26 protein-coding genes are annotated in these 22,313 nt (G+C 65.3%); 10 read left to right on the forward strand and 16 right to left on the reverse strand.

The genetic code is table 11. From position 1 onward, the window contains the following. Positions 1-110 precede the first annotated feature (110 nt). On the reverse strand, positions 111-1,139 hold the full coding sequence (locus AX725_RS09420) for a 2-hydroxyacid dehydrogenase (RefSeq protein ID WP_060977821.1): 1,029 nt from the start codon (positions 1,137-1,139) through the stop codon (positions 111-113). Between the two features lie 133 nt (positions 1,140-1,272). On the opposite strand from AX725_RS09420, the gene AX725_RS09425 reads away from it, so the two are divergent. After that, positions 1,273-1,761: an SH3 domain-containing protein gene (locus AX725_RS09425; protein ID WP_060977820.1), complete on the forward strand. Its 489-nt coding sequence runs from the start codon at positions 1,273-1,275 to the stop codon at positions 1,759-1,761. Between the two features lie 84 nt (positions 1,762-1,845). Here AX725_RS09425 and AX725_RS09430 read toward each other — a convergent pair whose 3' ends face one another. Together AX725_RS09430 and AX725_RS09435 are read right to left on the reverse strand one after the other, a co-directional pair. Beyond that, the gene (locus tag AX725_RS09430; RefSeq protein ID WP_060977819.1) at positions 1,846-2,385 is read right to left on the reverse strand and encodes an RcnB family protein; all 540 of its coding nucleotides are present in this window, start codon (positions 2,383-2,385) and stop codon (positions 1,846-1,848) included. 281 nt (positions 2,386-2,666) lie between these two features. Next, the gene (locus tag AX725_RS09435; RefSeq protein WP_060977818.1) at positions 2,667-4,061 is read right to left on the reverse strand and encodes a M20/M25/M40 family metallo-hydrolase; all 1,395 of its coding nucleotides are present in this window, start codon (positions 4,059-4,061) and stop codon (positions 2,667-2,669) included. 114 nt (positions 4,062-4,175) lie between these two features. Here AX725_RS09435 and ettA point away from each other — a divergent pair, with 114 nt between their 5' ends. Then, positions 4,176-5,855, forward strand: a complete 1,680-nt coding sequence (gene ettA / locus AX725_RS09440) for an energy-dependent translational throttle protein EttA (RefSeq protein ID WP_060977817.1) — start codon at positions 4,176-4,178, stop codon at positions 5,853-5,855. Positions 5,856-6,031: 176 nt separating this feature from the next. Here ettA and AX725_RS20910 read toward each other — a convergent pair whose 3' ends face one another. Further along, positions 6,032-6,280 carry a hypothetical protein gene (locus AX725_RS20910; protein WP_155645823.1) on the reverse strand — a complete coding sequence of 83 codons (249 nt, stop codon included), beginning with the start codon at positions 6,278-6,280 and terminating at the stop codon, positions 6,032-6,034. Between the two features lie 92 nt (positions 6,281-6,372). Here AX725_RS20910 and AX725_RS20510 point away from each other — a divergent pair, with 92 nt between their 5' ends. Beyond that, positions 6,373-6,675 carry a GIY-YIG nuclease family protein gene (locus AX725_RS20510; RefSeq protein WP_269454095.1) on the forward strand — a complete coding sequence of 101 codons (303 nt, stop codon included), beginning with the start codon at positions 6,373-6,375 and terminating at the stop codon, positions 6,673-6,675. 236 nt (positions 6,676-6,911) lie between these two features. Here the strand turns inward: AX725_RS20510 and rpoZ are convergent, their stop codons facing one another. Beyond that, complete coding sequence (gene rpoZ, locus AX725_RS09445; RefSeq protein WP_023837137.1) at positions 6,912-7,256, reverse strand: DNA-directed RNA polymerase subunit omega; 345 nt, start codon at positions 7,254-7,256, stop codon at positions 6,912-6,914. A 66-nt stretch (positions 7,257-7,322) separates the two neighbouring features. Next, a complete protein-coding gene (locus AX725_RS09450; protein WP_060978093.1) occupies positions 7,323-7,982 on the reverse strand; it encodes a class I SAM-dependent methyltransferase in 660 nt (219 codons plus the stop codon). A gap of 129 nt (positions 7,983-8,111) precedes the next feature. Between AX725_RS09450 and AX725_RS09455 the strand changes: the two genes are divergently transcribed. Together AX725_RS09455 and AX725_RS09460 are read left to right on the forward strand one after the other, a co-directional pair. After that, the gene (locus AX725_RS09455; protein WP_060978092.1) at positions 8,112-8,447 is read left to right on the forward strand and encodes an antibiotic biosynthesis monooxygenase family protein; all 336 of its coding nucleotides are present in this window, start codon (positions 8,112-8,114) and stop codon (positions 8,445-8,447) included. Then, positions 8,444-9,793, forward strand: coding sequence for an MFS transporter (locus AX725_RS09460; protein ID WP_060978091.1), 1,350 nt, complete (start codon positions 8,444-8,446; stop codon positions 9,791-9,793). Before AX725_RS09455 ends, AX725_RS09460 begins: the two co-directional genes overlap by 4 nt. On the opposite strand, the gene AX725_RS09465 is transcribed toward AX725_RS09460, so the two are convergent. Both AX725_RS09465 and nadC read right to left on the reverse strand, forming a co-directional pair. Further along, positions 9,790-10,506 carry a ribonuclease T2 family protein gene (locus AX725_RS09465; RefSeq protein WP_066115106.1) on the reverse strand — a complete coding sequence of 239 codons (717 nt, stop codon included), beginning with the start codon at positions 10,504-10,506 and terminating at the stop codon, positions 9,790-9,792. The two genes, AX725_RS09460 and AX725_RS09465, sit on opposite strands and share 4 nt — an antisense overlap. After that, positions 10,506-11,354, reverse strand: coding sequence for a carboxylating nicotinate-nucleotide diphosphorylase (gene nadC / locus AX725_RS09470; RefSeq protein WP_060978089.1), 849 nt, complete (start codon positions 11,352-11,354; stop codon positions 10,506-10,508). Before nadC ends, AX725_RS09465 begins: the two co-directional genes overlap by 1 nt. Positions 11,355-11,456: 102 nt before the next feature. Here nadC and AX725_RS09475 point away from each other — a divergent pair, with 102 nt between their 5' ends. Together AX725_RS09475 and AX725_RS09480 are read left to right on the forward strand one after the other, a co-directional pair. Further along, complete coding sequence (locus AX725_RS09475) at positions 11,457-12,350, forward strand: LytR/AlgR family response regulator transcription factor (RefSeq protein ID WP_060978088.1); 894 nt, start codon at positions 11,457-11,459, stop codon at positions 12,348-12,350. A 72-nt stretch (positions 12,351-12,422) separates the two neighbouring features. Further along, complete coding sequence (locus AX725_RS09480) at positions 12,423-12,683, forward strand: hypothetical protein (protein ID WP_060978087.1); 261 nt, start codon at positions 12,423-12,425, stop codon at positions 12,681-12,683. Between the two features lie 29 nt (positions 12,684-12,712). Here the strand turns inward: AX725_RS09480 and glpX are convergent, their stop codons facing one another. Continuing rightward, positions 12,713-13,714 carry a class II fructose-bisphosphatase gene (gene glpX / locus AX725_RS09485; RefSeq protein WP_060978086.1) on the reverse strand — a complete coding sequence of 334 codons (1,002 nt, stop codon included), beginning with the start codon at positions 13,712-13,714 and terminating at the stop codon, positions 12,713-12,715. Positions 13,715-13,811: 97 nt separating this feature from the next. Here glpX and AX725_RS09490 point away from each other — a divergent pair, with 97 nt between their 5' ends. After that, positions 13,812-14,321, forward strand: a complete 510-nt coding sequence (locus tag AX725_RS09490) for a hypothetical protein (protein WP_060978085.1) — start codon at positions 13,812-13,814, stop codon at positions 14,319-14,321. Next, positions 14,318-14,845: a GNAT family N-acetyltransferase gene (locus AX725_RS09495; protein ID WP_060978084.1), complete on the forward strand. Its 528-nt coding sequence runs from the start codon at positions 14,318-14,320 to the stop codon at positions 14,843-14,845. The genes AX725_RS09490 and AX725_RS09495 overlap by 4 nt, the downstream gene beginning before the upstream one ends. Before the next feature lie 167 nt (positions 14,846-15,012). Here AX725_RS09495 and AX725_RS09500 read toward each other — a convergent pair whose 3' ends face one another. Both AX725_RS09500 and AX725_RS09505 read right to left on the reverse strand, forming a co-directional pair. Further along, positions 15,013-15,951: a DUF808 domain-containing protein gene (locus AX725_RS09500; protein WP_060980165.1), complete on the reverse strand. Its 939-nt coding sequence runs from the start codon at positions 15,949-15,951 to the stop codon at positions 15,013-15,015. Positions 15,952-15,954: 3 nt separating this feature from the next. Then, positions 15,955-17,259, reverse strand: coding sequence for a homoserine dehydrogenase (locus AX725_RS09505; protein ID WP_060980164.1), 1,305 nt, complete (start codon positions 17,257-17,259; stop codon positions 15,955-15,957). 141 nt (positions 17,260-17,400) lie between these two features. On the opposite strand from AX725_RS09505, the gene AX725_RS09510 reads away from it, so the two are divergent. Beyond that, positions 17,401-18,198, forward strand: coding sequence for an NTP transferase domain-containing protein (locus AX725_RS09510; RefSeq protein WP_066115109.1), 798 nt, complete (start codon positions 17,401-17,403; stop codon positions 18,196-18,198). Positions 18,199-18,323: 125 nt separating this feature from the next. Here the strand turns inward: AX725_RS09510 and lepB are convergent, their stop codons facing one another. The 5 genes from lepB to pyrE all read right to left on the reverse strand — a co-directional run bounded on the left by lepB (position 18,324) and on the right by pyrE (position 22,277). After that, positions 18,324-19,193, reverse strand: coding sequence for a signal peptidase I (gene lepB / locus AX725_RS09515; protein WP_060980161.1), 870 nt, complete (start codon positions 19,191-19,193; stop codon positions 18,324-18,326). Between the two features lie 37 nt (positions 19,194-19,230). Continuing rightward, complete coding sequence (gene acpS / locus AX725_RS09520) at positions 19,231-19,635, reverse strand: holo-ACP synthase (RefSeq protein ID WP_060980160.1); 405 nt, start codon at positions 19,633-19,635, stop codon at positions 19,231-19,233. A gap of 217 nt (positions 19,636-19,852) precedes the next feature. Beyond that, on the reverse strand, positions 19,853-20,593 hold the full coding sequence (locus AX725_RS09525) for a pyridoxine 5'-phosphate synthase (protein WP_060980159.1): 741 nt from the start codon (positions 20,591-20,593) through the stop codon (positions 19,853-19,855). Beyond that, on the reverse strand, positions 20,590-21,687 hold the full coding sequence (locus AX725_RS09530; protein WP_060980158.1) for a serine hydrolase domain-containing protein: 1,098 nt from the start codon (positions 21,685-21,687) through the stop codon (positions 20,590-20,592). The genes AX725_RS09525 and AX725_RS09530 overlap by 4 nt, the downstream gene beginning before the upstream one ends. Then, on the reverse strand, positions 21,684-22,277 hold the full coding sequence (pyrE, locus tag AX725_RS09535; protein WP_060980157.1) for an orotate phosphoribosyltransferase: 594 nt from the start codon (positions 22,275-22,277) through the stop codon (positions 21,684-21,686). Before pyrE ends, AX725_RS09530 begins: the two co-directional genes overlap by 4 nt. Positions 22,278-22,313: the final 36 nt, after the last annotated feature.

Raw genomic sequence — 22,313 nt, forward strand, 5'->3', positions numbered from 1 at the left:
CACAATCGGGACAGCATATCTGCCGCGTCATGCCGCAGTTTGGCAAATAATCGATTAACGCGCGCGCATTTCTGCGGCGAATGGAGCCGGGCCGTCGGAGCTGACTGGCGTTACATCCAGCCTTCGAGGACCTGGTCGGGGGGCCTGTGCCCATCAAACCAGAAGCGAATATTGGCGATGACCTTGTGCCCGGCAACCTCGCGGCCCTCGAAGGTAGCGCTTCCGACATGCGGCAGCAGCACGACATTCTTCAGCGCGAGCAGCCGTTCGTCGACCTGTGGCTCGCGCGGATAGACATCGAGCCCGGCGCCCGCGATCCGGCCGGACTCGAGCGCGTCGATCAGCGCGGCCTCGTCGACCAGCTCGCCACGCGCGCTGTTGATCAGATAGGCGCTCGGCTTCATCAGGCCGATGCGGCGCGCGTCGATGATGCCGCGCGTCTCGGGGCTGCGCGGGCAGTGCAGGGTGATGATGTCCGATCCGGCGATCAGCGTGTCGAGATCGGGCTCGAAACTCGCGCCGAGCATCTGCTCGAGGCTTTCGGGCAGGCGGCGGCGGTTGTGATAGACGACATTGAGCCCGAAGCCGCGCGCACGATGCGCGACTGCCTGGCCGATCCGGCCCATGCCGACAATGCCCAGCTGCTTGCCGCCGATGCGGTGGCCGAGCATGCCCGAAGGACTCCAGCCCTCCCACTGGCCCGAACGCACCAGCTTCTCGCCCTCGGCGAGGCGGCGCGGGACCGAGAGGATCAGCGCCATGGTCATGTCGGCGGTATCGTCGGTGAACACGCCGGGCGTGTTGGTGATGATGATGCCGCGTGCGCGGGCGGCTTTCAGGTCGATATGATCCACGCCCGCACCGAAATTGGCGAGCAGTTTCAGCTTTTCGCCTGCGCCCGCAATCAGTTCCGCGTCGAGCGCATCGGTGACCGTCGGCACCAGCACGTCGCAGGTCGCCATGGCAGCGGCCAGTTCGTCGCGGGTAAAGGCATGATCGTCGGCGTTGAGCTTGACATCGAACAGTTCGGCCATGCGCTCTTCGACGGCGGGGGCGAGCTTTCGCGTGACGATCACGCGCGGGCGGCTGCCCGGTTCGTGCGGCGGCGCAGATGGCCTGGAAGAGGGGCTGGATGGCATATCTGTGCTATGCCTCAACCGCCCCAAAGGTCAAGCTGCGGCACTTGCTTGGCACGGGTTTTTTGGCTTAAGCGATTCGGGGTGAAGGATCGTCGGGTGCGATGCTATAGTCTGGCCGACGGGGGAATATTTGATGCGTGCACCATGGTTTTCGGGACTGATACTGGCCGGTCTGGCAGCCGTATCGCTGGCGGCTGGTCATGATGCTGCAATCGCGCAGGCAGAGGTCGAGGTTCCCTATTGGGCGTCGGTCCAGAAGGACGAGGCCTTTGCGCGCGCTGGCCCGATGGCGACCTATCAGATCGAATGGGTGTTCCGGCGCAAGCATCTGCCGGTGAAGGTCGTGAAGCGCTACGGCGCCTGGCGCCAGATTGTCGATCCGTCGGGCTGGAGCGGCTGGATGCATTCGAACATGCTGAGCCGCAAGCGCACCGCGATCGTGACCGGGCCGGTCATCGCGATCCGGTCTGCCCCGCGCGACAATGCCAGGCTGTTGTGGCGCGCCGAGCCGGGCGTGGTCGGGGAACTCGGCGATTGCGAGGGTGGCTGGTGCGAATTTGCCGTCGACAAGCGCGCGGGCTGGGTCCGGCAGGACCAGATCTGGGGCGCAGGCGAACCCTGACGCCCAGTTGCTGTCCCAGAAATGGGCCCGCCCACCGTCCCCAGGGACAATGGGCGGACTTGCTTCCTACTGGCGAAAGGACAGTTACCAGTAGAAATTCGGGATCACGCGGACGACCGTGCCGGTGCGCGTGTTGACGAGCAGCATGTCGTTATAGTGCCGCACCCAGGTCTGCCGCGCGCCGGGGTTCGGCAGGCGATAGTTGCGATAGTTGTTCACGACATAGCGCTGGCCGTAATAATTCGGCGCGATGCGGACGCCCGGGCGGAACTGCTGATAGCGGAAGTTCGACCGGAAAGCGGGACCGCGAAATGCCTGGCGATTGCTGGCGCGATAGTCGCGATAGTCGCGCAGGTCCTCGCGATATTCGCGGCGGGCATCGCGCACGTCGCGACGCTGGTCGCGCAGATCACGCTGCTCTTCGCGGACATCGCGGCGGTCGCCATAGCGGCGGGCTTCCTGCAGATCGCGGCGATCGCGCTGGAGTTCGCGCTGCTCGCGGCGAAGCTCGCGTTCGGACCGGTTCACCTCGCCGCGCGACTGGGCAAAGGCGGGGGCGGTTGCGACCGGCAGCGTGGTGGCCAGCATCAGGGTCCCGATCAGGGCTTTCGAAAGGGTTTTCATGGTTCTTACTCCTGTCATGGCCTGAGCAGAGGGGGGCTGCTCTGGACATGTTCAGGAATACGCGCCCTTGGCTGAACGGGTTGCGAATGTGCCGCTCATTTTCAAGAAATGTTGTCGCGAGATGTAACGGGGGGGTGGAGTCAACGCCCCGGGTTTCCCTTCACCCGTCATGCTGAACTTGTTTCAGGATCCATCCTGCCCCAAAAGCCGAAGCCGCGTGGGGAGGAATGGGCCCTGAAACAAGTTCAGGGTGACGGTTGGGCTGGGATCGAGGTCCGCGCTCAGTCCCCCGCCTTGCCCTTCGGCAGCAAATCCGTGGAATCGTTCGCGACGATGCTCAGCACCGTCGCCCAGGCGGCGACATTCTGCTGCAACGCCTTGGGATCGATCTTGTCGAGCGTGTCGTCCGGCGTGTGGTGCAGGTCGAAATAGTCGGTGCCGTCCTGTTGCAGGTCGATGGCGTTGACGCCCAGCGCCACGGTCGGGCCGACATCGGGACCGCCGCCCGCGACATCGTTGCTGCGGCCGATGCCCAGCGGTGCCAGCGCATTGGCGATGCGCATTTTCAGGTCGTCGGTGCCTTGCGGCAGCTTGAAATCGACCTGCCAGATGCGGTCCGCGCCGAAATCCGATTCCATCGCGAGCACATGGTCCGCCGCGCCATGCGCCTTGGCATAGGCCATGCCGCCGAACAGCCCGACCTCTTCCGCGCCGAACCACACGACACGGATGGTGCGTTTCGGCTGGCCTGCATCCATGATCAGCTTGGCCGCCGCCGCGGTGATCGCGACGCCCGCGCCGTCATCGATCGCGCCGGTGCCCAGATCCCAGCTATCGAGATGCCCGCCGACCAGGATCACGCCCGCTTGCGGATCGCTGCCCGGCACCTCGGCGATGACATTGCCCGATTGGGTGGTGCCGATCTGGCGCGGGGTGAGGACGAGCTTCATCTTGACCGCCTGGCCGGATTTCGATGCGCGCGCGATCATCCGTTCGAGATTCTCGGCATCGGGGATCGACAGCGCGGCCGCAGGGATCGGCGTCACGCCTTCGGGGAAATTGGTGCCGCCGGTATGCGGGTTGCGGTGATAATCGGTGCCGACCGAGCGGATGACGATCGCGGCTGCGCCCTTTTGCGCGGCCAGGCCGGGGCCGGCGCGCCGCACGCCGCCGAACTGGCCATAGCTCGCGCCGCTCTGCGTCCGCGTCATCTTGTGGCTGACGAACGCGATCTTGCCCTTGAGGCTCCCCGCCGGTGCCGCCTGCAGATCGGCGAGCGTGCGGAAATAGACGACCTCCGCCTCCAGCCCCTTGTCGCCGGTGCTCGCCGAATTGCCGAGCGCGCTGATGTGCATCTTGCCGGTGAACGGCCCGGTGATCTCAGCCGTCTCGATGCCGCGCACCCAGGTCTTCATGTCGAACGGCTCGATGCGCACGTTGCTGAAACCCATGGCCTTCAGGCGTTCGACCGCCCAGGCGCGCGCCGCCGCCTCGCGCTCGGTCCCGGCGAGGCGCGGGCCGAACTCGGTGGTGAGGTCTTCGACGATCGAATAGGCGGTGCCGTCGGACAGCGCCATTTGCTGGATCGCAGCCGGATCGTGCGCCGGAGAATTCTGGGCAAGAAGGGGGAAGGGGAGGGCGAGGGCGGCCAGGGCCAGCAGGGTGCGTTTCGTCATGGCCGCATGGCTTAATCCCACGTCCCGGCTTTGCCAATGGCGACTTGCCGCAAAGCGCGCTCGCGGCTAAGGCGCGGGGCAAACCAACATACCCGCATAGAGGCGTACTCCCGCATGGCTGCTCAATATTCCTTCGTGATGAAGGGTCTGACCAAGACCTTTCCCGGCGCGAACAAGCCGGTGCTCAACGGCATCCACCTGCAATTCTATCCCGATGCCAAGATCGGCATTGTCGGCCCCAACGGATCGGGCAAGTCGACTCTGATGAAGGTGATGGCCGGGATCGACAAGGATTTCACCGGCGAAGCCTGGCCCGGCGAGGGGATCACCGTCGGCTATCTGGCGCAGGAGCCCGAGCTCGACCCCAACAAGACCGTCAAGCAGAACGTGATGGACGGCGTGCGCCCGGTCGCCGATCTGGTCGAGCGTTTCGACGAGATCAGCGCGCTGATGGCCGATCCGCCGGAAGACGCCGATTTCGACGCGCTGATGGAGGAAATGGGCACGCTCCAGGAAAAGATCGACGCGGTCGACGGCTGGACGCTCGACAACCAGCTCGAAATCGCGATGGAGGCTTTGCGTTGTCCGCCGGGCGATGCCGATGTCACCAACCTGTCGGGCGGTGAACGCCGCCGCGTCGCGCTATGCCGCCTGCTGCTCGAAAAGCCCAGCATCCTGCTGCTCGACGAACCGACCAACCATCTCGACGCCGAAAGCGTCGCCTGGCTGGAAAAGCATCTGGTCGATTATCCGGGCAATGTCATCCTCGTCACCCACGATCGCTATTTCCTCGACAATGTGGTGAACTGGATCCTCGAGCTCGATCGCGGCAAGTATTTTGTCTACGAAGGCAATTACTCGACCTATCTCGACAAGAAGGCCAAGCGTCTCGAGCAGGAAGCGCGCGAGGACGAGGGCCGCCAGAAGGCGATCCAGGACGAGCTGGCGTGGATCCGGCAGAGCCCCAAGGCGCGCCAGACCAAGTCCAAGGCGCGTATCAAGGCGTTCGACGAGCTGGTCGAGGCGCAGGAAAACCGCGCCCCCGGCAAGGCGCAGATCGTCATCCAGACCCCCGAGCGCCTGGGCGGCAAGGTGATCGAGGCGCATGGCCTGACCAAGGCCTATGGCGACAAGCTGCTGTTCGAGGACCTGTCGTTCACACTGCCGCCGGGCGGCATCGTCGGTGTGATCGGGCCGAACGGCGCGGGCAAGTCGACGCTGTTCAAGCTGATCACCGGCAAGGAACAGCCCGATAGCGGCACCATCGCGATCGGCGATACGGTCAAGCTCGGCTATGTCGACCAGAGCCGCGATGACCTGGACCCCAACAAGAACGTGTGGGAAGAGGTGTCCGACGGGCTCGATTTCTTCAAGCTCGGCAAGCACGACGTGCCCACCCGCGCCTATGTCGGTGCGTTCAACTTCAAGGGCCAGGACCAGCAGAAGAAGGTCGGCCAGCTCTCGGGCGGTGAACGCAACCGCGTGCACATGGCCAAGATGCTGAAAGAGGGCGGCAACGTGCTGCTGCTCGACGAGCCGACCAATGACCTCGACGTCGAAACGCTGCGCGCGCTCGAAGAGGCGCTGGAGAGCTTTGCCGGTTGCGCCGTGGTCATCAGCCACGACCGCTTCTTCCTCGACCGCCTGTGCACGCACATACTGGCGTTCGAAGGCAACAGCCATGTCGAATGGTTCGAAGGCAATTTCGAGAGCTATGAGGAAGACAAGCGCCGCCGTCTCGGCGACGAGGCCGACCGCCCGACGCGGATGAGCTACAAGAAGCTGACGCGGTGATTTTGGTGCTGCCCTGATGACCCTCCCCCTCGATGGGGGAGGGTTGGGTGGGGGTGAACGCGCCGGGTTGTGCCGCCAATCAATCTATGCATTGACAGCACTGCATCAGGGCGATGTCTGCCTTTGGAGGAAGCCCCGCCCTGCGCGAATGTCTGAGATTGGGTGGGAAGCTGCCGCTAGTATTCTGGCGAACCAAACTTAGCACCGAGACAGTAGCCGCCCGGTGTTTCCCAACCGCCACCTGCATCAAGGCAAGCGGAAATGTCTCGCTGCTCCCGCAGCCACCAGCCCAGAAACGCCCCGGCGATCAGCGCAGCAACAAGCAGTGAAATGAACTTCGCGCGACTACTCATTTTCTGACGTTCGCATTGATGGCAAATGGCCGCAATGGGGTCGTTTGCGGAACGGCAGGCTTTTTCTTCCACGGTTCCAAAGCCGCCCCACCCCCGCTCAGCCTGAGCCTGTCGAAGGCCCCGCGAAACCGCTATTCTGGGCTATGCCTTTTTACGCTTAGCTTTTGCTGTGCAGGGACGGCAGCTATTATGCCGGTCATACTGACGACCTCGAACACCGGATGTCCCAGCATGCCAGCGGTGTCTGCGGGGGCTATACCGCGAAAAGGCGTCCTGTTGAATTGGTCTGGTCGGAGGATTTCCCCACGCGTGAGGATGCGTTTGGGGTGGAGTGGCAGATCAAGGGTTGGTCGCGGGCGAAGAAGGAAGCGCTGATTAGGGGTGATTGGGATTTGATTTCGAGGCTATCGAGGGGGTTACGTAATTCCGCTGGTGAGGGCGCGGGGCCTTCGACAGGCTCAGGCTGAGCGGGCGTGGTGCTGGGTGGCGCGGGGCCGGGGCGCGCAGTCCACCCCTCGTCATCCTGAACTCGTTTCAGGATCCATCGTGCCCCAGCCGCCGAAGCTGCGTGGGGACAAATGGACCCAGAAACAAGTTCAGGGTGACGGCTGGAAGCATGTGGAGTGGTCGGTTTTTTGACCAACAAAAAAGCCGCGCGAACCATCCGGCTCGCGCGGCTTTTCGTAACTCTTGACTCCAGCAATCAGGCGTCGAAATCGCCGCCCATGCTGCTGGTGCGCGCCGGGGCCGAGGCCGTCAGGCGGAGAGCCTCGGCGGACAGGCTCAGCGAGCCGATTTCGTCGGCATCGTCATCGTCGTCGACCTGGACCTTCTGCATCGACTGGGTCAGGCTTTCCTTGAGGTCTTCCGGCAGGATCGTCTCGTCGGCGATCTCTCGCAGCGCGACGACGGGGTTCTTGTCGCGGTCGCGGTCGATGGTCAGTTCGGCACCGCCGCTGATCTCGCGCGCGCGCTGCGCGGCGAGCAGAACCAGGTCGAACCGGTTGGTGACCTTGTCGATGCAATCTTCAACGGTAACGCGCGCCATGAACGGGCTCCAGACTCTGTGCGAATATGAGGGAAAGGCGGCCCCTAGCGGCTACGGGCCGCAGAGTCAATGATAGGTCGGCGTCTGCGTGGCTTCGCCGCCGGCCTTCCAGCCCCAGAACAGGTAGCAGGGGGGCACGTTCCAGCTTTCGAAGCCGCGATCGACACGGTCGAAATAGGGACGGATCAGCTGGTTGGTGAAGCGGGTAAACTGATAGACCAGGAACGCGCCGCCGGGGCGCAGCGCGCGATAGGTCCCTTGCGCGATCGCATCGGCCACGCCGTCGGGCAGGGTCGAGAGCGGCAGGCCCGACAGCACGTAATCGGCATGGTCGAAACCGTGCGCGGCAATGATTGCCTCGACATCGGCCGCCGATCCATGGACCGCGATGAAGCGGCTGTCGGGAATGGTCTTGCGCAGATAGCGGATGAAATCGGGATTGGTGTCGATCGCGATATAGGTCGCGTTGCGCGGCAGACGGTCGAGCACCGCGCGGCAGAAGGTGCCGACGCCGGGGCCGTATTCGACGAACAGCTGCACGCTCTGCCAGTCGACCGGGCCCAGCATCTTGCGGATGGTGCGGTCGGACGAGGGAACGATCGATCCCACCATGCGTGGGTGCTTGAAGAATTCCCTGGCAAACACGCCCCAGGCCCCGAAAACCCGCTCCGCGCGCGCTTTTAGCCGCTGCCGCAACGGCAGCTGGACCAGGTCCGTAGAATGCATGCAAAACCCCTCGAAATGGCTGTCAACGAAGTGCCACAATTGCAGATTCCAGAGGGTTAAGCAATCATGTGTGTCAGTGTTGCATAGCAGTACTTTGCAAGCGGACGCCGAGCGCCTAGACCAGCGCGCATGAGCGGAAAAGCGGATTCCCGGATTCATGCCAACGGCGCGATCGCCGTGATCTTTGCTGCGCAGCATAGCGGCCGCGATGCCGAGGGCTATGGCATGATGGCTGATGCGATGGACGCGCTTGCCGCGCGCCAGCCGGGCTATCTGGGCATGGACCATGCCGGCGTGCAGGGCGGATTCGGCATCACCGTGAGCTACTGGGCGGACGATGCGAGCGCCAAGGCCTGGCGCGACAATCCCGAGCATCGCGCCGCGCGCGAGGCGGGGCGGGATCGCTGGTACGCGCATTACACGCTGCATGTCGCCCGCATCGAACGGGGTTATGCCTGGCCATGAACGTGCACCAGCCCCCCGAACCGGCGCTCGAAGCCACGCAGAAACTGCCCGCCGACCGCATGGCGTTGTTGTTCACGGTCATGCTGGTGACCGCGGCGGGCAATACCGCGATGCAATCGGTAATGCCCGCGATCGGCACGCGGCTGGGGGTCGCCGATTTCTGGGTGAGCCTGGCCTATAGCTGGTCGGCGCTGTTGTGGATGGTATGTGCTCCGCGCTGGGCGCGCATGTCCGACCGACGCGGGCGCAAGGCGTTGATGAACCTTGGGCTGCTCGGCTTCATATCCTCGTTCGCGCTGTGCGGGCTGACGCTGATCGCGGGGCTGCACGGCTATCTCTCGGCGCTCGCGACGATGCTGATCTTCGCGCTGTTCCGCAGTCTTTATGGCGGGTTGGGCTCGGCGGGGCCGCCTGCGGTGCAGGCCTATGTCGCCGCGCGCACCAGCCGTGCGGAGCGCACGCAGGCGCTCTCGATGATCTCCTCCTCGTTCGGGCTCGGCACGGTGATCGGCCCCGCGCTTGCGCCGCTGATCATCCTGCCCTTTCTCGGCTTGCCCAGCCCGTTCTTCGTCTTTGCGGCCTTCGGCCTGCTGGTGCTGGTGACATTGAAGCTGCGGCTGCCCGACGATACGCCGAGCTATGCCGCGCGCGGACGGCTGGTGTCCGAGCCGATGAGCTCGGGATCGGCGGGCGAGGTCTATGATGCCGACGAGCATGATGCCGAGCCCGAGCCGGTCGCTCCCGTGGTCGAGCGCCTGTCCTGGCGCGATGCGCGGCTGCGGCCATGGCTGATCGCGGGGCTTGTGGGCGGCCATGCCAACGCGATGATCCTGGGGCTGGTCGGCTTCATGCTGCTCGATCGGCTCGATCTGCGCGCGACGCCCGAGCTGGCGGCTGGCCCGACCGGCCTGGTGCTGATGGCGGGCGCGTTCGCGACATTGCTCGCGCAATGGGGGCTGATCCCCTATCTCAAGATGGGGCCGCGCACCTCGACGCTCTGGGGCATGGCGCTGGCTGCGAGCGGGTGCACGATGGTCGCCTTTTCGGAAAGCCTCAATGCCATCACCCTGGGCTTTGCCATTGCCTCGCTGGGATTTGGCCTTTTCCGCCCGGGCTTTACCGCGGGTTCCTCGCTCGCGGTGACAAGGGCGGAGCAGGGGCAGGTGGCGGGCATCGTCGCCTCGGTCAACGGCGCGGCCTATATCATCGCGCCTGCGATCGGCGTGTGGCTGTACAATATCGCGCCGCTCGAATCGTTCGCGATCATCATCGGGCTGTGCGTGTTCGTGCTGGTCTGGGGGCGCACGGCGCTGCAGGCGGACGAGGTGCTGGTGCGGCCGAACTAGAGCCCGCGCCAGATCTTCAAGGGCGTATCGCCACGCGACTGGCGGACATAAGCCGGGCAGGCGCGCGGGCGGTAATCCATCCCCAGGCACAGCCGCACCTCCTGCAGCCAGCCGCGGCCGTTCGCCTTGAGCGCGATGGCGGTTGCTGGCATTCCCGGGTTCAGCCTCGCGATCTCGCGCCGCATCATCCCCTGGGTCAGCGGGCGACGCGACAGCCGCTCCATATCGGGCAACTTCACCGACTGGTACAGCTTTCGCGCGGTCAGGAAATAGCGTGCGGGATCGCGCGCCATGCAGCTGCCGTGCTTGTCCCACTGATGCTGGATGAGCCGCTGCGAGGGCATGGAGCAGAGGTTCTGGCGGACCACCGACAGCGGCACCGGTGAGGGCGGCGTGGCGCAATATTGCGGATAGCCGGCGGTTTTGCCTTCTGGCCAAAGCCCGTGCAGCACGAAGCCGAATTCGCCGAAGCGGCGGCTGCATTGCAGCGTCTGCGCCTTGTCATCCTCGCGTCCCCGGCAGAATTCCGGCGACCAGCTGAGCGCCAGCGTATAGCCCGCGACCGGGACCACGCGCTTCACCGCATCGCGCCCGCGTTTTTCCTGCGGCAGCGGCGAGAGCTTTTCGGGCATGCGGCACTGATAGGCCTGGGCGAGCAGCGGCATGGGCGCCAGCGCGGTGCCCAAGGCAAACAGGGCGACGACGCGGCGCATCAGGCCGCTTTGAAATCCAGCCCGATATCGGCGGCGGGCGCGGACTGGGTGATGCGGCCGACCGAGATATAATCGACCCCGGTCTCGGCAATCGCGCGGATCGTCTCCAATGTCACCCCGCCCGAGGCTTCGCACGGCACCCGACCGCCGACCAGTGTCACCGCGCCGCGCAGCGTCGCGGGGGACATGTTATCGAGCAGCAGATGGGTGGCACCGGCGGCGAGCGCGGGTTCGATCTGTTCGACATGATCGACCTCGACGATGATCTGGTCGATCCCGGCGGCGACCGCGCGGCGCACCGCCTCGCCGATATGGCCTGCCACCGCGACATGATTGTCCTTGATCATCGCCGCATCCCACAGGCCCATGCGGTGGTTCTTCGCGCCTCCCATGCGGGTCGCGTATTTCTCGAGGCTGCGGAGCCCCGGGATCGTCTTGCGGGTATCGAGCAGCACCGCGCCGGTGCCCGCGATCGCATCGACATAGGCCCGCGTCAGTGTCGCGATGCCGCTCAGATGCTGGACGGTGTTGAGCGCCGAACGTTCGGCGGTGAGCAGTGCGCGTGCCTTGCCCGAAACGCTGAGGAGGTCGGTGCCCGCCTCGATCACCGCGCCCTCGTCCACCAGAAGCTCCACCGTGCAATCGGGATCGAGCGCGCGGAAAAACGCCTCCGCGATCGGCAGGCCTGCAACCACAATTGGGTGCCGTGCGTCCATAACGCCGTCGAACCGCGCCTCGGCAGGGATCACGCTTTCCGACGTCACGTCGCGGGAATTAGGGCCGAGGTCTTCGGCCAAGGTTGCGGAAACGAACCGTCCCATATCGAAGTCGTTGATCGAAAAGACCATCCCGCTAAATCCCCTGGCTGATACCGCGCGCTGCGGATGGGGCGGAGCACCGCCCATACGTGTTCGAACCCGCATTAGGACAAGCCTGGGACTGCTGCCAGAATGAAGTTGATGCTGCCTCATCGATCGGACAGCCCCGGGCCGTGGTGGCCGCCGCGCAGCGCAGCGCTGGCTGCGCTGATCTTTTGCGTCTCCACATTCTGCGTCTCCGCCTTTCGGGCTTCGCTCAATCCCGATGAGGTTTTCGATCTCTACAATCCCAAGCGGATCGTGCTGATTGTTGCTGGCGCACTGGTCTTCTGGCTGTCGATTCACGGGCGGGCCGGGGCGCGACCGGGTCTGAAGATGCTGCGACGCATGGCGCTGGTCGGCCTGCCGGGGCTGGTGGTCCTGTTCGTCCTGGCCATGGCCATGGATATCTGGGTGCTGCACGACACGGCCAATATGGCTGCGTTTAACTTGCGCTGGATTCTGCTCTGGAGCGGGTATTTCGGCACCGGCCTCGCCGCCTGGCTGGCGCTGCGCTATGGCATCGCGCTGGCCGAAGTGGAGCGACAGGCGGCGCTGGATCCGAGGGCGGCGACAGCCCGGGCCGATGCGCCTGATCAGGGCTTCTGGGTCAAGACCGGGCGGCAGACCATCCATATCGCTCACGCCAAGGTCGAATGGATCGAGGCGGAAGGCAATTATGTCCGCATCCATGCGGGCGGGCATAGCGGGCTCGTTCGCTCCACTTTGGCGGCAATCGAATCGCAGCTGATTGCCGAGGATTTCGTCCGGATCCACCGGTCGGCACTGTGCCGACGATCGGCCATCAAGGGCTATCGCCGCAAGCCCAGCGGAGCCTTGCTCGCGTTGCTCGCCAGCGGAGCCGAAGCCCCGATGGGGCGGCGTTTTGCACGCCATCTGACCGACGAGCTGCGACCGTTTATCGCCGATAATAAAGTAGCGGATGATACCGTATCACAGCCCGAACGCGATATCCGGGCGGCTTGACGTTCGTCACAAATGCTGGATATCCGCGTCACTCGGCTTGGGACGCAGGCTGGCTCCGCGCAAGGCGGAACGATGTTGGAATTGCTCGAACGTCCCGCCGTGACATCTGCACGCGGCACCCAGGATGATGTGATGAACCGTGCCGCCTTGTGGATCGTCGATGCGCTAGCCGAAGAGCTGGCACGCGACATGACGCAGGATCGCAGGATGCTGGTTCAGGCACTGCTGCGTCGCGCCGGCTATGAGCAGGCGGATAATCTGGCGCCGGGGGACGCCGAGGCTGTTCGCGCCGCACTGGTCGCGCGGCTCGCGGGGCGGCTGGCGCAGGGCTGAACGATCCCTGCACCAGCCGTCTTTCCCGATTACCGGGCGATGCGGTGCTCGCCCTTGACCCAGCGCACGGTGCCGCTGGCCGAGCGCATCACCACGGTTTCGGTGGTCATGATGCCGTCGCGGCGACGCTTGACGCCCTGCAGCAGCGAACCATCGGTCACGCCGGTCGCAGCGAAAATGCAATCGCCCTTGGCAAGGTCGGTCAGGTCATAGACCGCGTTCAGGTCTTCGATGCCCCATTTGCGCGCGCGGGCACGCTCGTCGTCGTTGCGGAACAGCAGTCGGCCCTTGAACTGGCCGCCGACGCAGCGCAGCGCGGCAGCCGCCAGCACGCCCTCTGGCGCACCGCCAGAGCCCATGTACAGGTCGATGGTGGTTTCGGGGTTGGTGGTGGCGATCACCCCGGCAACGTCACCATCGGGGATCAGCATGATGCCGCAGCCGAGCCCACGCAGTTCGGCGATCAGATCGGCATGGCGCGGACGGTCGAGCACACAGACGATGATCTCGCCCGGCTTGACGCCCTTGGCGGCGGCAACCGCCTGGACGTTCTCGGTCGGGCTCTTGTTGAGATCGATCACGCCTTCGGGATAGCCCGGGCCGACCGCAATCTTGTCCATGTACACGTCGGGTGCGTTGAGCAGGCAGCCGTTTTCGGCGATCGCCAGCACGGCCAGCGCATTGGGGCCGGCCTTGGCAGTGATGGTGGTGCCTTCGAGCGGATCGAGCGCGATGTCGATGCGCGGCGCGCCTTCATTGCCCAGGCCAACCTTCTCGCCGATATACAGCATCGGCGCCTCGTCACGCTCGCCTTCGCCGATCACCACGGTGCCGTCGATGTCCAGCCCGTTGAGCGCTGCGCGCATCGCTTCCACCGCCGCTGCGTCCGCCGCCTTTTCGTCACCGCGGCCGATCAGGTTCGATGCGGCGATCGCGGCAGCCTCGGTCACGCGGACCATTTCGAGCACGAGCACGCGGTCGAGCTGCGGGGTTTGTGAGGGGGGCGTCGCTTTCAGGCTTGCGCTGGACATGGCAGGCGGGTCATCCTTCTTTTGTGGGGCACCAGTTGCGTTCCAGGCCTGGTGCGTTGCGCCCGGTCCATAAGGGAGCATTATTGCATTGTCGAGAATGCTGTTGGTGGCCGCCGCGCTCGCCATTTCGGGGGTTTTTGCGCCGGTGGCGCTCGCGCAGGAGGCGCAGGACGACACGCGTCTGCCCGAGCCGGAGAAGCGCGAGCCCGATCCGGTCGAAGCCAAGGTAAAGCAGCTGATTCGCAAGGCCGACGAATGGACCGGCAAGGAAGAGCGCGCCAAGCGCTGCGCACCGAGCGCTGCCGGCAAGGATATCGTGGTCTGCGGAGAGGCGGATGCCGGGGCGAAATTCCGCGTTCCGGCCGATACCGAGGGACGTCTCGCGACCGGCGGTCCGCCGCCCGCGCCCGATGTCGCGGGTGATGGCATCTTCAAGGGCAAGGCGACGATGGGGCTGGGCTGCATCGTTCCGCCGTGCCCACCGCCCAAGGCCTATATGATCGACTTTTCCAAGCTTCCTGAGGTCGACGAGGAATATCTGCAAAAGGCGCGCGAAGCCGAGGCGGCCGAAAAGGCGCGCGAGGCCGACGAGGGGGCGCCGCAATGACCGATATTCCGGTAATCGAGACCGAGAGGTTGCGCCTCCGCGCGCCGGTCATGGCGGATTTCGATGCTTATGCCACAATGTGGGCCGACGAGCGCGTCACCGCCTATATCGGCGGCAAGCCGCGCACCCGCAACGAGAGCTGGACGCGCTTCATCGGCATGCACGGGCTGTGGGCGCTGACCGGCTATGGTTACTGGCTGTTCACGGACCGGCAGAGCGACGCGCTGGTGGGGGTAGGGGGCCTTGCCAATTTCGAGCGCGGCATCGATCTGCTGGACGGTTATCCCGAGGCCGGCTGGGCGATCGCGCCGGACCATTGGGGGCAAGGCCTCGTCAGCGAGGCGATGAACGCGGTGATGGCGTGGAATGACAGCGCGCTGGGCGGCGGCGAGGTGCGCTGCATCATCGAGCCCGGCCATGGCGCGTCCGAGCATGTGGCGGCCAAGCTGGGCTTCGCGGCCATCGGCGATGCGCCGCTCGGGGATGTGACGGTGAACGTGTACGCGCGGGAAAGTAATCGGTAAGCCCTCCCCCTTGATGGGGGAGGGTTGGGCGGGGGTGATCTCTCCGGATTGAATTTCGGGCGATTGGCAGCACGAAGCCTTACCGTCACCCCCACCGCTGCGACATAGGCAGCAAGCTGCCAAGTCTCCGCTGCCTCCCCCAGCAAGGGGGAGGGTCAATCATCGCCTCAGTGCGCGCCCTTGCCCTTGACCGCGTTGTAGACCGCCGCAATCACGCCGCCGATCACGAGCCCGACAATGCCCGCCCCGATCGCGCCGACCAGCCATTCGACCAGTCCGCTGACCGCAGGCACGGCTTCGCCCGCCGCGACGGCGATGTCGTGGATCAGATGCTCAGGCCCGGCGACGCCGAACACCGCAAGCCCGTGAATGATGATCTGTCCGCCAACCCAGACCATCGCGGCCGTGCCGATGATGCCGAGCGCCGACATCACGATCGGCATGGCCTTGACCAGCCCCCGGCCGAAGCCCTGGGCGGCCGCCGAGGGTTTTGTCGCCAGGTGGAGGCCGAAATCGTCCATCTTCACGATCAGGCCGACCGCGCCATAGACCGCAGCGGTGATCAGCAGACCGACCACCGCGAGCACGCCCGCCTGCATCGCGATCGACCGGTCGGCGACCTCGGCGAGCGCGATGGCCATGATCTCGGCAGACAGGATGAGGTCGGTGCGCACTGCGCCCTTCACCCGTTCGTCTTCCAGCGCAAACATGTCCTGCACCTGCTCGACCACCTCGGCGGTATCTTGGCTGTGGCTGAGCTTGTGGATGATCTTTTCCGCGCCCTCGAAACACAGGAACGCGCCGCCCGCCATCAGGATCGGGGTGATCGCCCAGGGCAGAAAAGCGCTCAATATCAGGCCGATAGGCAGCAATATGACGAACTTGTTGAACAGTGATCCCTTGGCGATCCGCCAGATCACCGGCAGCTCGCGATCGGGGGTGAAATCGGTGACATATTGCGGGGTAACCGCGGCATCATCGACCACCACGCCTGCAGCCTTGGTGCCTGCCTTGGCCGCTGCTGCGCCGACATCGTCGATCGATACCGCAGCAAGACGGGTCAGCGCGGCGACATCGTCAAGCAGCGCGGCAAGGCCTGAAGGCATCGGTCAGTCTCCGAGAATGTGCACGACCAGCGGATCGGCGTGCAAGCTGGGGGAACCCTTGAGCGCGGACAAGGTTGCCGCGACCGCACTTTCGGGGCCTTCATGCGTGACCATGGCGACGAGCACGCTGCCATCGGGGCTGCGGCCCTTCTGGATCAGGCTTTCGATCGAGACGCCCGCATCGCGCATCGCGGCCGTGATCTCGGCGAGCACGCCGGGCCGGTCGGCGACCTCGAAGCGCAGATAGCATTTGCCGGTGCGATGCCCGGTTTCGGCGCGCGCGACCTTGTCGAGCTCGCGCACCGGCATCGAAAAGGCGGGGCCGATCTCGCCGCGCGCGATGTCGATCAGATCGGCAACGACCGCGCTGGCGGTCGGGCCATCGCCCGCGCCGGCGCCCTGGAACAGCAGGCGCCCGGAGAAATTGCCCTCGGCGACCACCGCGTTGGTCGACCCTTCGACATGCGCCAGCGGATGGTGCATCGGCACAAGATAGGGGTGGACGCGCTGGAACAACTGCGCATCGCCATTGCTTCCATCGAGCTCGGCCATGCCGATCAGCCGGATGCGATAGCCGAGCGCGGCGGCCTGGGCGATATCGGCAGACAGGATCTTGCGGATGCCGCTGCGCTCGATGCCGTCGAAATCGAGCTCGGTGCCAAAGGCCAGCGCAGCGAGGATCGACAGCTTGTGCGCGGCATCGACGCCATCGATGTCGAAGCTGGGATCGGCCTCGGCAAAGCCGCGCGCCTGCGCTTCGGCGAGCACCTCGGCAAAATCCTGCCCGGTCTTTTCCATGGCCGAGAGGATGAAATTGCAGGTGCCGTTCAGGATGCCATAGACGCGGCTGAGGCGATTGGCCGCCGCACCTTCGCGCAGGCCCTTGATGACCGGAATGCCGCCCGCGACCGCAGCTTCGTACTTGAAGGCGAGTCCGGCCTTTTCGGCGCGCTCGGCCAGGTCCAGCCCGTGGTGCGCGACCATCGCCTTGTTCGCGGTGACGAAGGCCTTGCCGCCGCTCAGGCATTCCTTGGCGAGGGTGAGCGCCGGGCCGTCCGCGCCGCCGATCAGCTCGACCACCACGTCGATATCGTCGCGGGTGGCGAATTCGCCCATGTCGTCGACCCATTCATAGGGCGACAGGTCGACGCCGCGATCTTTGGCCCGGTCGCGCGCGGTGATGCCGCAGATACGGATCGGCTTGCCCGCACGCCGCGCGATCAGCGCCGCATTCTCTTCGACCAGACGGATGACGCCCGCGCCCACGGTACCCAGCCCGACCAGCGCGATGTTCAGCGTTTCCCCCATTTTCGGTCCTTCAGCGAAAGTTCATCCGATTGCGTCCTTAGCGTGTGCAACGGCAAAGGGAAGAGGGCGCAGCGGGTTGTTCGCGCCGCCTTGCCGCCCTATAGGCCGCCCGGGGCCGGATGATCGCATAAAGGGTAGTTGATGACATCGCCGACAATCGTGATCCTCGCCGGCAAGCGCGATGGAAAGCTCGACCCGCTGGCCGAGGCCGCCGGCGTCACGCACAAGTGTAACGTGCCGATCCAGGGCAAGGCGCTGCTGCAATGGGTGCTGGAAGGCGTGGAAGACGCCTGGCCGGACAGCCCGATCTGGGTGTCGATCCATGATCGGGCGGTGGTCGCCGACCTTCCTGCGGTGCAGAAGCTCATGGCGAGCGGAAGGCTGCGCATGAGCGTGTCGCGCGAAGGCATTGTCGAGAGCATCGAAGCGGTCATCGAGGAAGCGGGGAGCCCGTTCCCGATGCTGATCACCACAGGCGACAATGTGCTGGTGACCGCTGAGGAAATCCGCTCGATCCACGATTTCGGCATGCGCGAGGGCGCGGGCGCGGTGATCGCGATCGCCGAGAAATCGAGCATTCTCGCCGAACATCCCGAAGCGCAGCGGCGCTTCTACGAATTCAGCGACATGGCAATCTCGAACTGCAACGCCTATTGGCTGCGCGACGCGGCCTCGTTCCGCGCGGCCGAGGCGTTCCGGGCAGGGGGGCAGTTCATCAAGACCAAGGGGCGGATCGCGCAGGCGTTCGGCATCCTCAACCTCATCCGCTTCCGGCTCGGCTGGTGGAGCGTCGATGGCGCGATGGCCGCGATCTCGCGCCGCTTCAAGGTGAAGGTGCGCGCGCTGCTGCTGACTGAAGGGGCGTATGCGGTCGATGTCGACAACGAGCGCACGTACAAGATCGCCGAGATGCTGCTGGCGAAGCGGAAGCCGGGTTAGGGAATCAATTCAATCTCTTGACCGTCATTCCCGCGAAGGCGGGAATCCCGCTTTTGCTCCAACCGTAAAAGGAAGCTGGACCCCCGCGTGCGCGGGGGTGACGGTTCAGCACTAATTCGAGCGGATCAATCCCTGTCCGGCCTCAAGCTCGTTCCCGCGCGGTCGCCGCGCAGCGATTCCCACCAGCTCACCGGATTCCATGTCGTGCTGCCGTCGAGCGAGAAGGTGACGATTTCGGCGCGGCCGCCGATATTTTCCAGCGGCACCGCGCCGCCCAGGCCCAGTTCCTCCAGGCTCGCACGGCTGTCGGCGCTGCGATCGCGATTGTCGCCCATCAGGAACACGTGCCCGGCAGGCACCTTGTACGGTCCGTAATTGTCGAGCGGATAATCGGGACCCAGGTCGATGGTGTTGTACGACACGCCATTGGGCAGCGTCTCGCGGATGATCGGCAGCTCGCAATAATAGCGGCCATCGGCGCCGCGCGCCTTGAGCATCGGAAAGTCGCTGGCGTTGCAGGGCGAGTTCACGTCGACCGGCAGCATCAGGTTCGGCTGCACCGCGCGCGGAATTTCCTTGCCGTTCAGGATAACGCGGCCCTGGCGGACCTCGATGGTATCGCCGGGGCGGCCGATGACGCGCTTGATATAGTCGCTCTGCGCGCCGGGCGGGGTGGCGATGACGATATCGCCATATTCGGGGGTCTTGCCCATGATCCGCCCCTTCATCGGCGGCAGCAGGTGGAACGAGACCGAGACCCAGGACCAGCCATAGGGATATTTGGTCACCACCAGCCGGTCGCCGACCAGCAGATTGGGCATCATCGACATGGTGGGGATATAGAAGGGCTTTGCCACCAGCGAGTGGAAGGCCAGCACCGCGAGCAGCAGCAGGAACAGCCCGCGAATTTCCTCGAACCAGTTGACCGGCTTTTCGCCTTCGGACGCGCGCGCGTCTTTTGCTTCCATCACGATGTCGGAAGAATCTGGTGCCATTTCGGGGTCTTTCGGGTCCGGACGGGGCGAGGGGCTGTCAGTCAACGGGCCGCGCCTCGATAATGACGAAGGCCTGAGCCCATGGATGATCGTCGGTGAGCGTGAGATGAATGAAGGCGGAATGGCCCTGAGGGATCATGCTGTCCAGCCGTGCCTTCGCGCCCCCGGTGAGATGCAGTGTCGGCGCGCCGGAAGGGGCATTGACGACGCCGATGTCCTTCATGAACACACCAGCCTTGAACCCTGTTCCCACCGCCTTCGAAAAAGCCTCCTTGGCGGCAAAGCGCTTGGCGAGCGTCCCCGCCTTGGTGAACGGGCGGCGGTTGGCCTTGGCCTGCTCGACCTCGGTGAACACGCGCTTTTCGAACCGCGTGCCGAACCGGTCGAGCGAATTCTGGATCCGCTCGATATTGCAAAGGTCCGAGCCCAGGCCGATGATCATATAGCCCTCTCCCCTTCAGGGGGGAGGGAAGAGCCGCGCAGCGGCGAAGGGAGGGGGGAAAGGCGACGGTTGCGCTGGCCCCTCTCCCAACCCTCTCCCCTGAAGGGGAGAGGGCAAAAGGGGACACGCCCTCTCCCGCTGCGACTAGGCCGCTCGCGGCCAAGTCTCGCTCCCTCTCCCGTAAAGGGAGAGGGGTGGCGTGAGTACGACACGCCTATCACCGCGCTTCATCCATCAGCTGCCGCATCTTGCGGATGCTGGCTTCCAGACCATCGAAGATCGCCTCACCGATCAGATAATGGCCGATATTGAGCTCGGCGAGCTGGGGGATCGCAGCGATGGGCTGGACATTTTCGAAGGTCAGGCCGTGTCCCGCATGCGGCTCGATGCCGTTCTTGGCGGCGAGCGCGGCGGCGTCGGCGATGCGCTTGAGTTCGGCCTGCACCCCGTCGCGATCGTCGTCGAGCCACAGATGCGCATAGCGCCCGGTGTGCAGCTCGACCACCGGCGCGCCGAGCCGCATCGCCGCCTCGATCTGCCGCGCCTCGGGCTCGATGAACAGGCTGACGCGGATGCCCGCCTCGCTCAGCCGCGAGACGATCGGCATCAGCGTGTTGTGCAGCCCGGCGGCATCGAGCCCGCCCTCGGTGGTGCGCTCCTCGCGCTTTTCGGGGACGATGCACGCGGCGTGCGGCTTGTGGCGCAGCGCGATGGCGAGCATCTCCTCGGTCGCCGCCATCTCGAGATTGATCGGCAGTGTCGACCCCGCCATGATCGCGTCGAGATCGCTGTCGCGGATATGCCGCCGGTCCTCGCGCAGATGCACGGTGATGCCGTCGCCGCCGGCCTCCTGCACGATGCGCACCGCGCGCATCGGATCGGGATGATCGCCGCCGCGCGCGTTGCGGATGGTGGCGACATGGTCGATATTGACGCCCAGACGGATATGGTTGCTCATTGCGGGGCTCCGGTAGCGCACAGGGCGGCGCGCAGCACGTCATGCGTGATGCCGGCCTGCTGCCAGATTTCGCCAAAGGCCGCTTCGGCCTCGGCGCGGTTCGATGTCATGATGATCACCATGTCCTGATCGGGCAGGATGATGTTGCGCAGCGCAACGCCGCCGATGAAACCGCGGCGTTCGATGATGCGCACGGGGCTGTCGCCGCAATTCTTGAGCGGGACGCTGAACGACCACTGGCCGAGCGCGGCATAGCCATATTGCGGCTTGCCGTCCCACATCTCAGTGCGCTTTGCCTCGGGGATGAGCTTGCCGGTCATCAGCGCGCGATCGAAGGCGAAGAGGTCGCGCGTCGTGCCGTAAAGCGCGCCCGCGCCGCCGAAATTCTCGAGCCGGAAAGCCGTCGATTCGGGCTTGCCGTCGCCAAAGCCGGGCATGCTGGGCTCAAAGCGCGGGAACAGGCCGACGCTTTTGAGGCCGAGCGGCTTAGCGATGCGTTCCTCGATCAGCGCGGCATAAGGTTTGCCGCTGGTCGCCTCGATGACGGCGGCCATCATGATGAAGTCGCAGTCGCCGTAGAAGAACTCGTCGGCAGGCTTGCGCGTCGTCGGTCCCTCGCACCAGGCACGGCCGGTTTCGGGGCTGGATCGATCAACCATGTAGAAGGTCGGCCAGTCATCCGTCCCGACAGGGCCTTCATCGGTGCGCGGCAGGCCCGATATGTGCTGCATCAGCATCCGCGAGGTGATGCTTGCGGCATTGGGCGCCTTGCTGTCGGGCAGATAGGTGATGATCGGAGCGTCCAGATCGAGCCGGCCCGCAGCGGCTTCCTGCATCGCGATGGTTGCGGTGATCTGCTTGGTCACCGATGCCCAGCGCCAGACCTTGCCGAGCTGGTGCTCGGCAGTTCCGGCCGGATCGACCAGGCCGAAGGCGCGCTCGTACACGATCGTGTCGCCGCGCGCGATCAGCACCGTGCCAGGGGCCTTGACCGGATCGAGCGCGGCATTGACGGCGGCCTGATCGACGACCGGCGAGGGCGCGCCCGCGCCGATCAGCAGCGCGGCGAGCGGAGCCAGGCTCACGCGGATCATGCCGCTTCGGGTTCCTTTCGGCTGCCGGGTTTCATCGCGGGCACGGCTGCCAGCTCGGGCGGCAGCGAGTCGGCAGGGTAACTCGGAAAGTTGAGCGAAATCAGCGGGAAGAAAGGCACGCCTAGCGAGACTTCTCCGGCGGAGCGATCGACCAGCGCGCCGGCTGCGATGACTTCGCCGCCCGCCGCGTTGACGGCCGCGATCGCCTCCCGCGAGGACAGGCCGGTGGTGACGACATCTTCCATCAGCAGCACCTTCTGGCCCGGCTTGATCGCGAATCCGCGGCGCAGCTCGAACGTGCCGGTGGGGCGCTCGACGAACATCGCCTCTACGCCCAGCGCGCGGCCCATTTCATGCCCTATTATAAGGCCACCCATGGCGGGCGAGACGACGAGGTCGATCTGCGCGCGGACATCGCGCGGCATGCGGGCCGCAAGCGCGCTCGCCAGGCGCGAGGCGCGCATCGGGTCCATCAGAACGCGCGCGCACTGCAGATAGTGCGCGCTGTGCAAGCCCGACGAGAGAATGAAATGCCCCTCCAGCAAAGCCTGGCTCGCGCGGAACTCGGCGAGAATTTCTTCATCCTGCATCGCGATTTACCCTTTACGTAGCGTCGCCGGGGGAGG

The sequence above is a fragment of the Blastomonas sp. CCH9-A1 genome (assembly GCF_001557175.1).
Taxonomy (GTDB): domain Bacteria; phylum Pseudomonadota; class Alphaproteobacteria; order Sphingomonadales; family Sphingomonadaceae; genus Blastomonas; species Blastomonas delafieldii_A.

Excerpts from the sequence above, each read along its gene's own strand:
- AX725_RS09435 (WP_060977818.1), bottom strand. The coding sequence starts at position 4,061 with ATGACGAAACGCACCCTGCTGGCCCTGGCCGCCCTCGCCCTCCCCTTC.
- AX725_RS09510 (WP_066115109.1), top strand. The coding sequence starts at position 17,401 with ATGACATCGCCGACAATCGTGATCCTCGCCGGCAAGCGCGATGGAAAG.
- AX725_RS09455 (WP_060978092.1), top strand. The coding sequence starts at position 8,112 with ATGAGCGGAAAAGCGGATTCCCGGATTCATGCCAACGGCGCGATCGCC.
- AX725_RS09475 (WP_060978088.1), top strand. The coding sequence starts at position 11,457 with ATGAAGTTGATGCTGCCTCATCGATCGGACAGCCCCGGGCCGTGGTGG.
- AX725_RS09465 (WP_066115106.1), bottom strand. The coding sequence starts at position 10,506 with ATGCGCCGCGTCGTCGCCCTGTTTGCCTTGGGCACCGCGCTGGCGCCC.
- AX725_RS09495 (WP_060978084.1), top strand. The coding sequence starts at position 14,318 with ATGACCGATATTCCGGTAATCGAGACCGAGAGGTTGCGCCTCCGCGCG.
- AX725_RS09525 (WP_060980159.1), bottom strand. The coding sequence starts at position 20,593 with ATGAGCAACCATATCCGTCTGGGCGTCAATATCGACCATGTCGCCACC.
- AX725_RS09490 (WP_060978085.1), top strand. The coding sequence starts at position 13,812 with ATGCTGTTGGTGGCCGCCGCGCTCGCCATTTCGGGGGTTTTTGCGCCG.
- AX725_RS09450 (WP_060978093.1), bottom strand. The coding sequence starts at position 7,982 with ATGCATTCTACGGACCTGGTCCAGCTGCCGTTGCGGCAGCGGCTAAAA.
- pyrE (WP_060980157.1), bottom strand. The coding sequence starts at position 22,277 with ATGCAGGATGAAGAAATTCTCGCCGAGTTCCGCGCGAGCCAGGCTTTG.
- AX725_RS09530 (WP_060980158.1), bottom strand. The coding sequence starts at position 21,687 with ATGATCCGCGTGAGCCTGGCTCCGCTCGCCGCGCTGCTGATCGGCGCG.
- acpS (WP_060980160.1), bottom strand. The coding sequence starts at position 19,635 with ATGATCATCGGCCTGGGCTCGGACCTTTGCAATATCGAGCGGATCCAG.
- AX725_RS09480 (WP_060978087.1), top strand. The coding sequence starts at position 12,423 with ATGTTGGAATTGCTCGAACGTCCCGCCGTGACATCTGCACGCGGCACC.
- AX725_RS09460 (WP_060978091.1), top strand. The coding sequence starts at position 8,444 with ATGAACGTGCACCAGCCCCCCGAACCGGCGCTCGAAGCCACGCAGAAA.
- AX725_RS09505 (WP_060980164.1), bottom strand. The coding sequence starts at position 17,259 with ATGGGGGAAACGCTGAACATCGCGCTGGTCGGGCTGGGTACCGTGGGC.
- ettA (WP_060977817.1), top strand. The coding sequence starts at position 4,176 with ATGGCTGCTCAATATTCCTTCGTGATGAAGGGTCTGACCAAGACCTTT.
- lepB (WP_060980161.1), bottom strand. The coding sequence starts at position 19,193 with ATGGCACCAGATTCTTCCGACATCGTGATGGAAGCAAAAGACGCGCGC.
- rpoZ (WP_023837137.1), bottom strand. The coding sequence starts at position 7,256 with ATGGCGCGCGTTACCGTTGAAGATTGCATCGACAAGGTCACCAACCGG.
- AX725_RS09425 (WP_060977820.1), top strand. The coding sequence starts at position 1,273 with ATGCGTGCACCATGGTTTTCGGGACTGATACTGGCCGGTCTGGCAGCC.
- AX725_RS09420 (WP_060977821.1), bottom strand. The coding sequence starts at position 1,139 with ATGCCATCCAGCCCCTCTTCCAGGCCATCTGCGCCGCCGCACGAACCG.
- nadC (WP_060978089.1), bottom strand. The coding sequence starts at position 11,354 with ATGGTCTTTTCGATCAACGACTTCGATATGGGACGGTTCGTTTCCGCA.
- AX725_RS09500 (WP_060980165.1), bottom strand. The coding sequence starts at position 15,951 with ATGCCTTCAGGCCTTGCCGCGCTGCTTGACGATGTCGCCGCGCTGACC.
- AX725_RS09430 (WP_060977819.1), bottom strand. The coding sequence starts at position 2,385 with ATGAAAACCCTTTCGAAAGCCCTGATCGGGACCCTGATGCTGGCCACC.
- glpX (WP_060978086.1), bottom strand. The coding sequence starts at position 13,714 with ATGTCCAGCGCAAGCCTGAAAGCGACGCCCCCCTCACAAACCCCGCAG.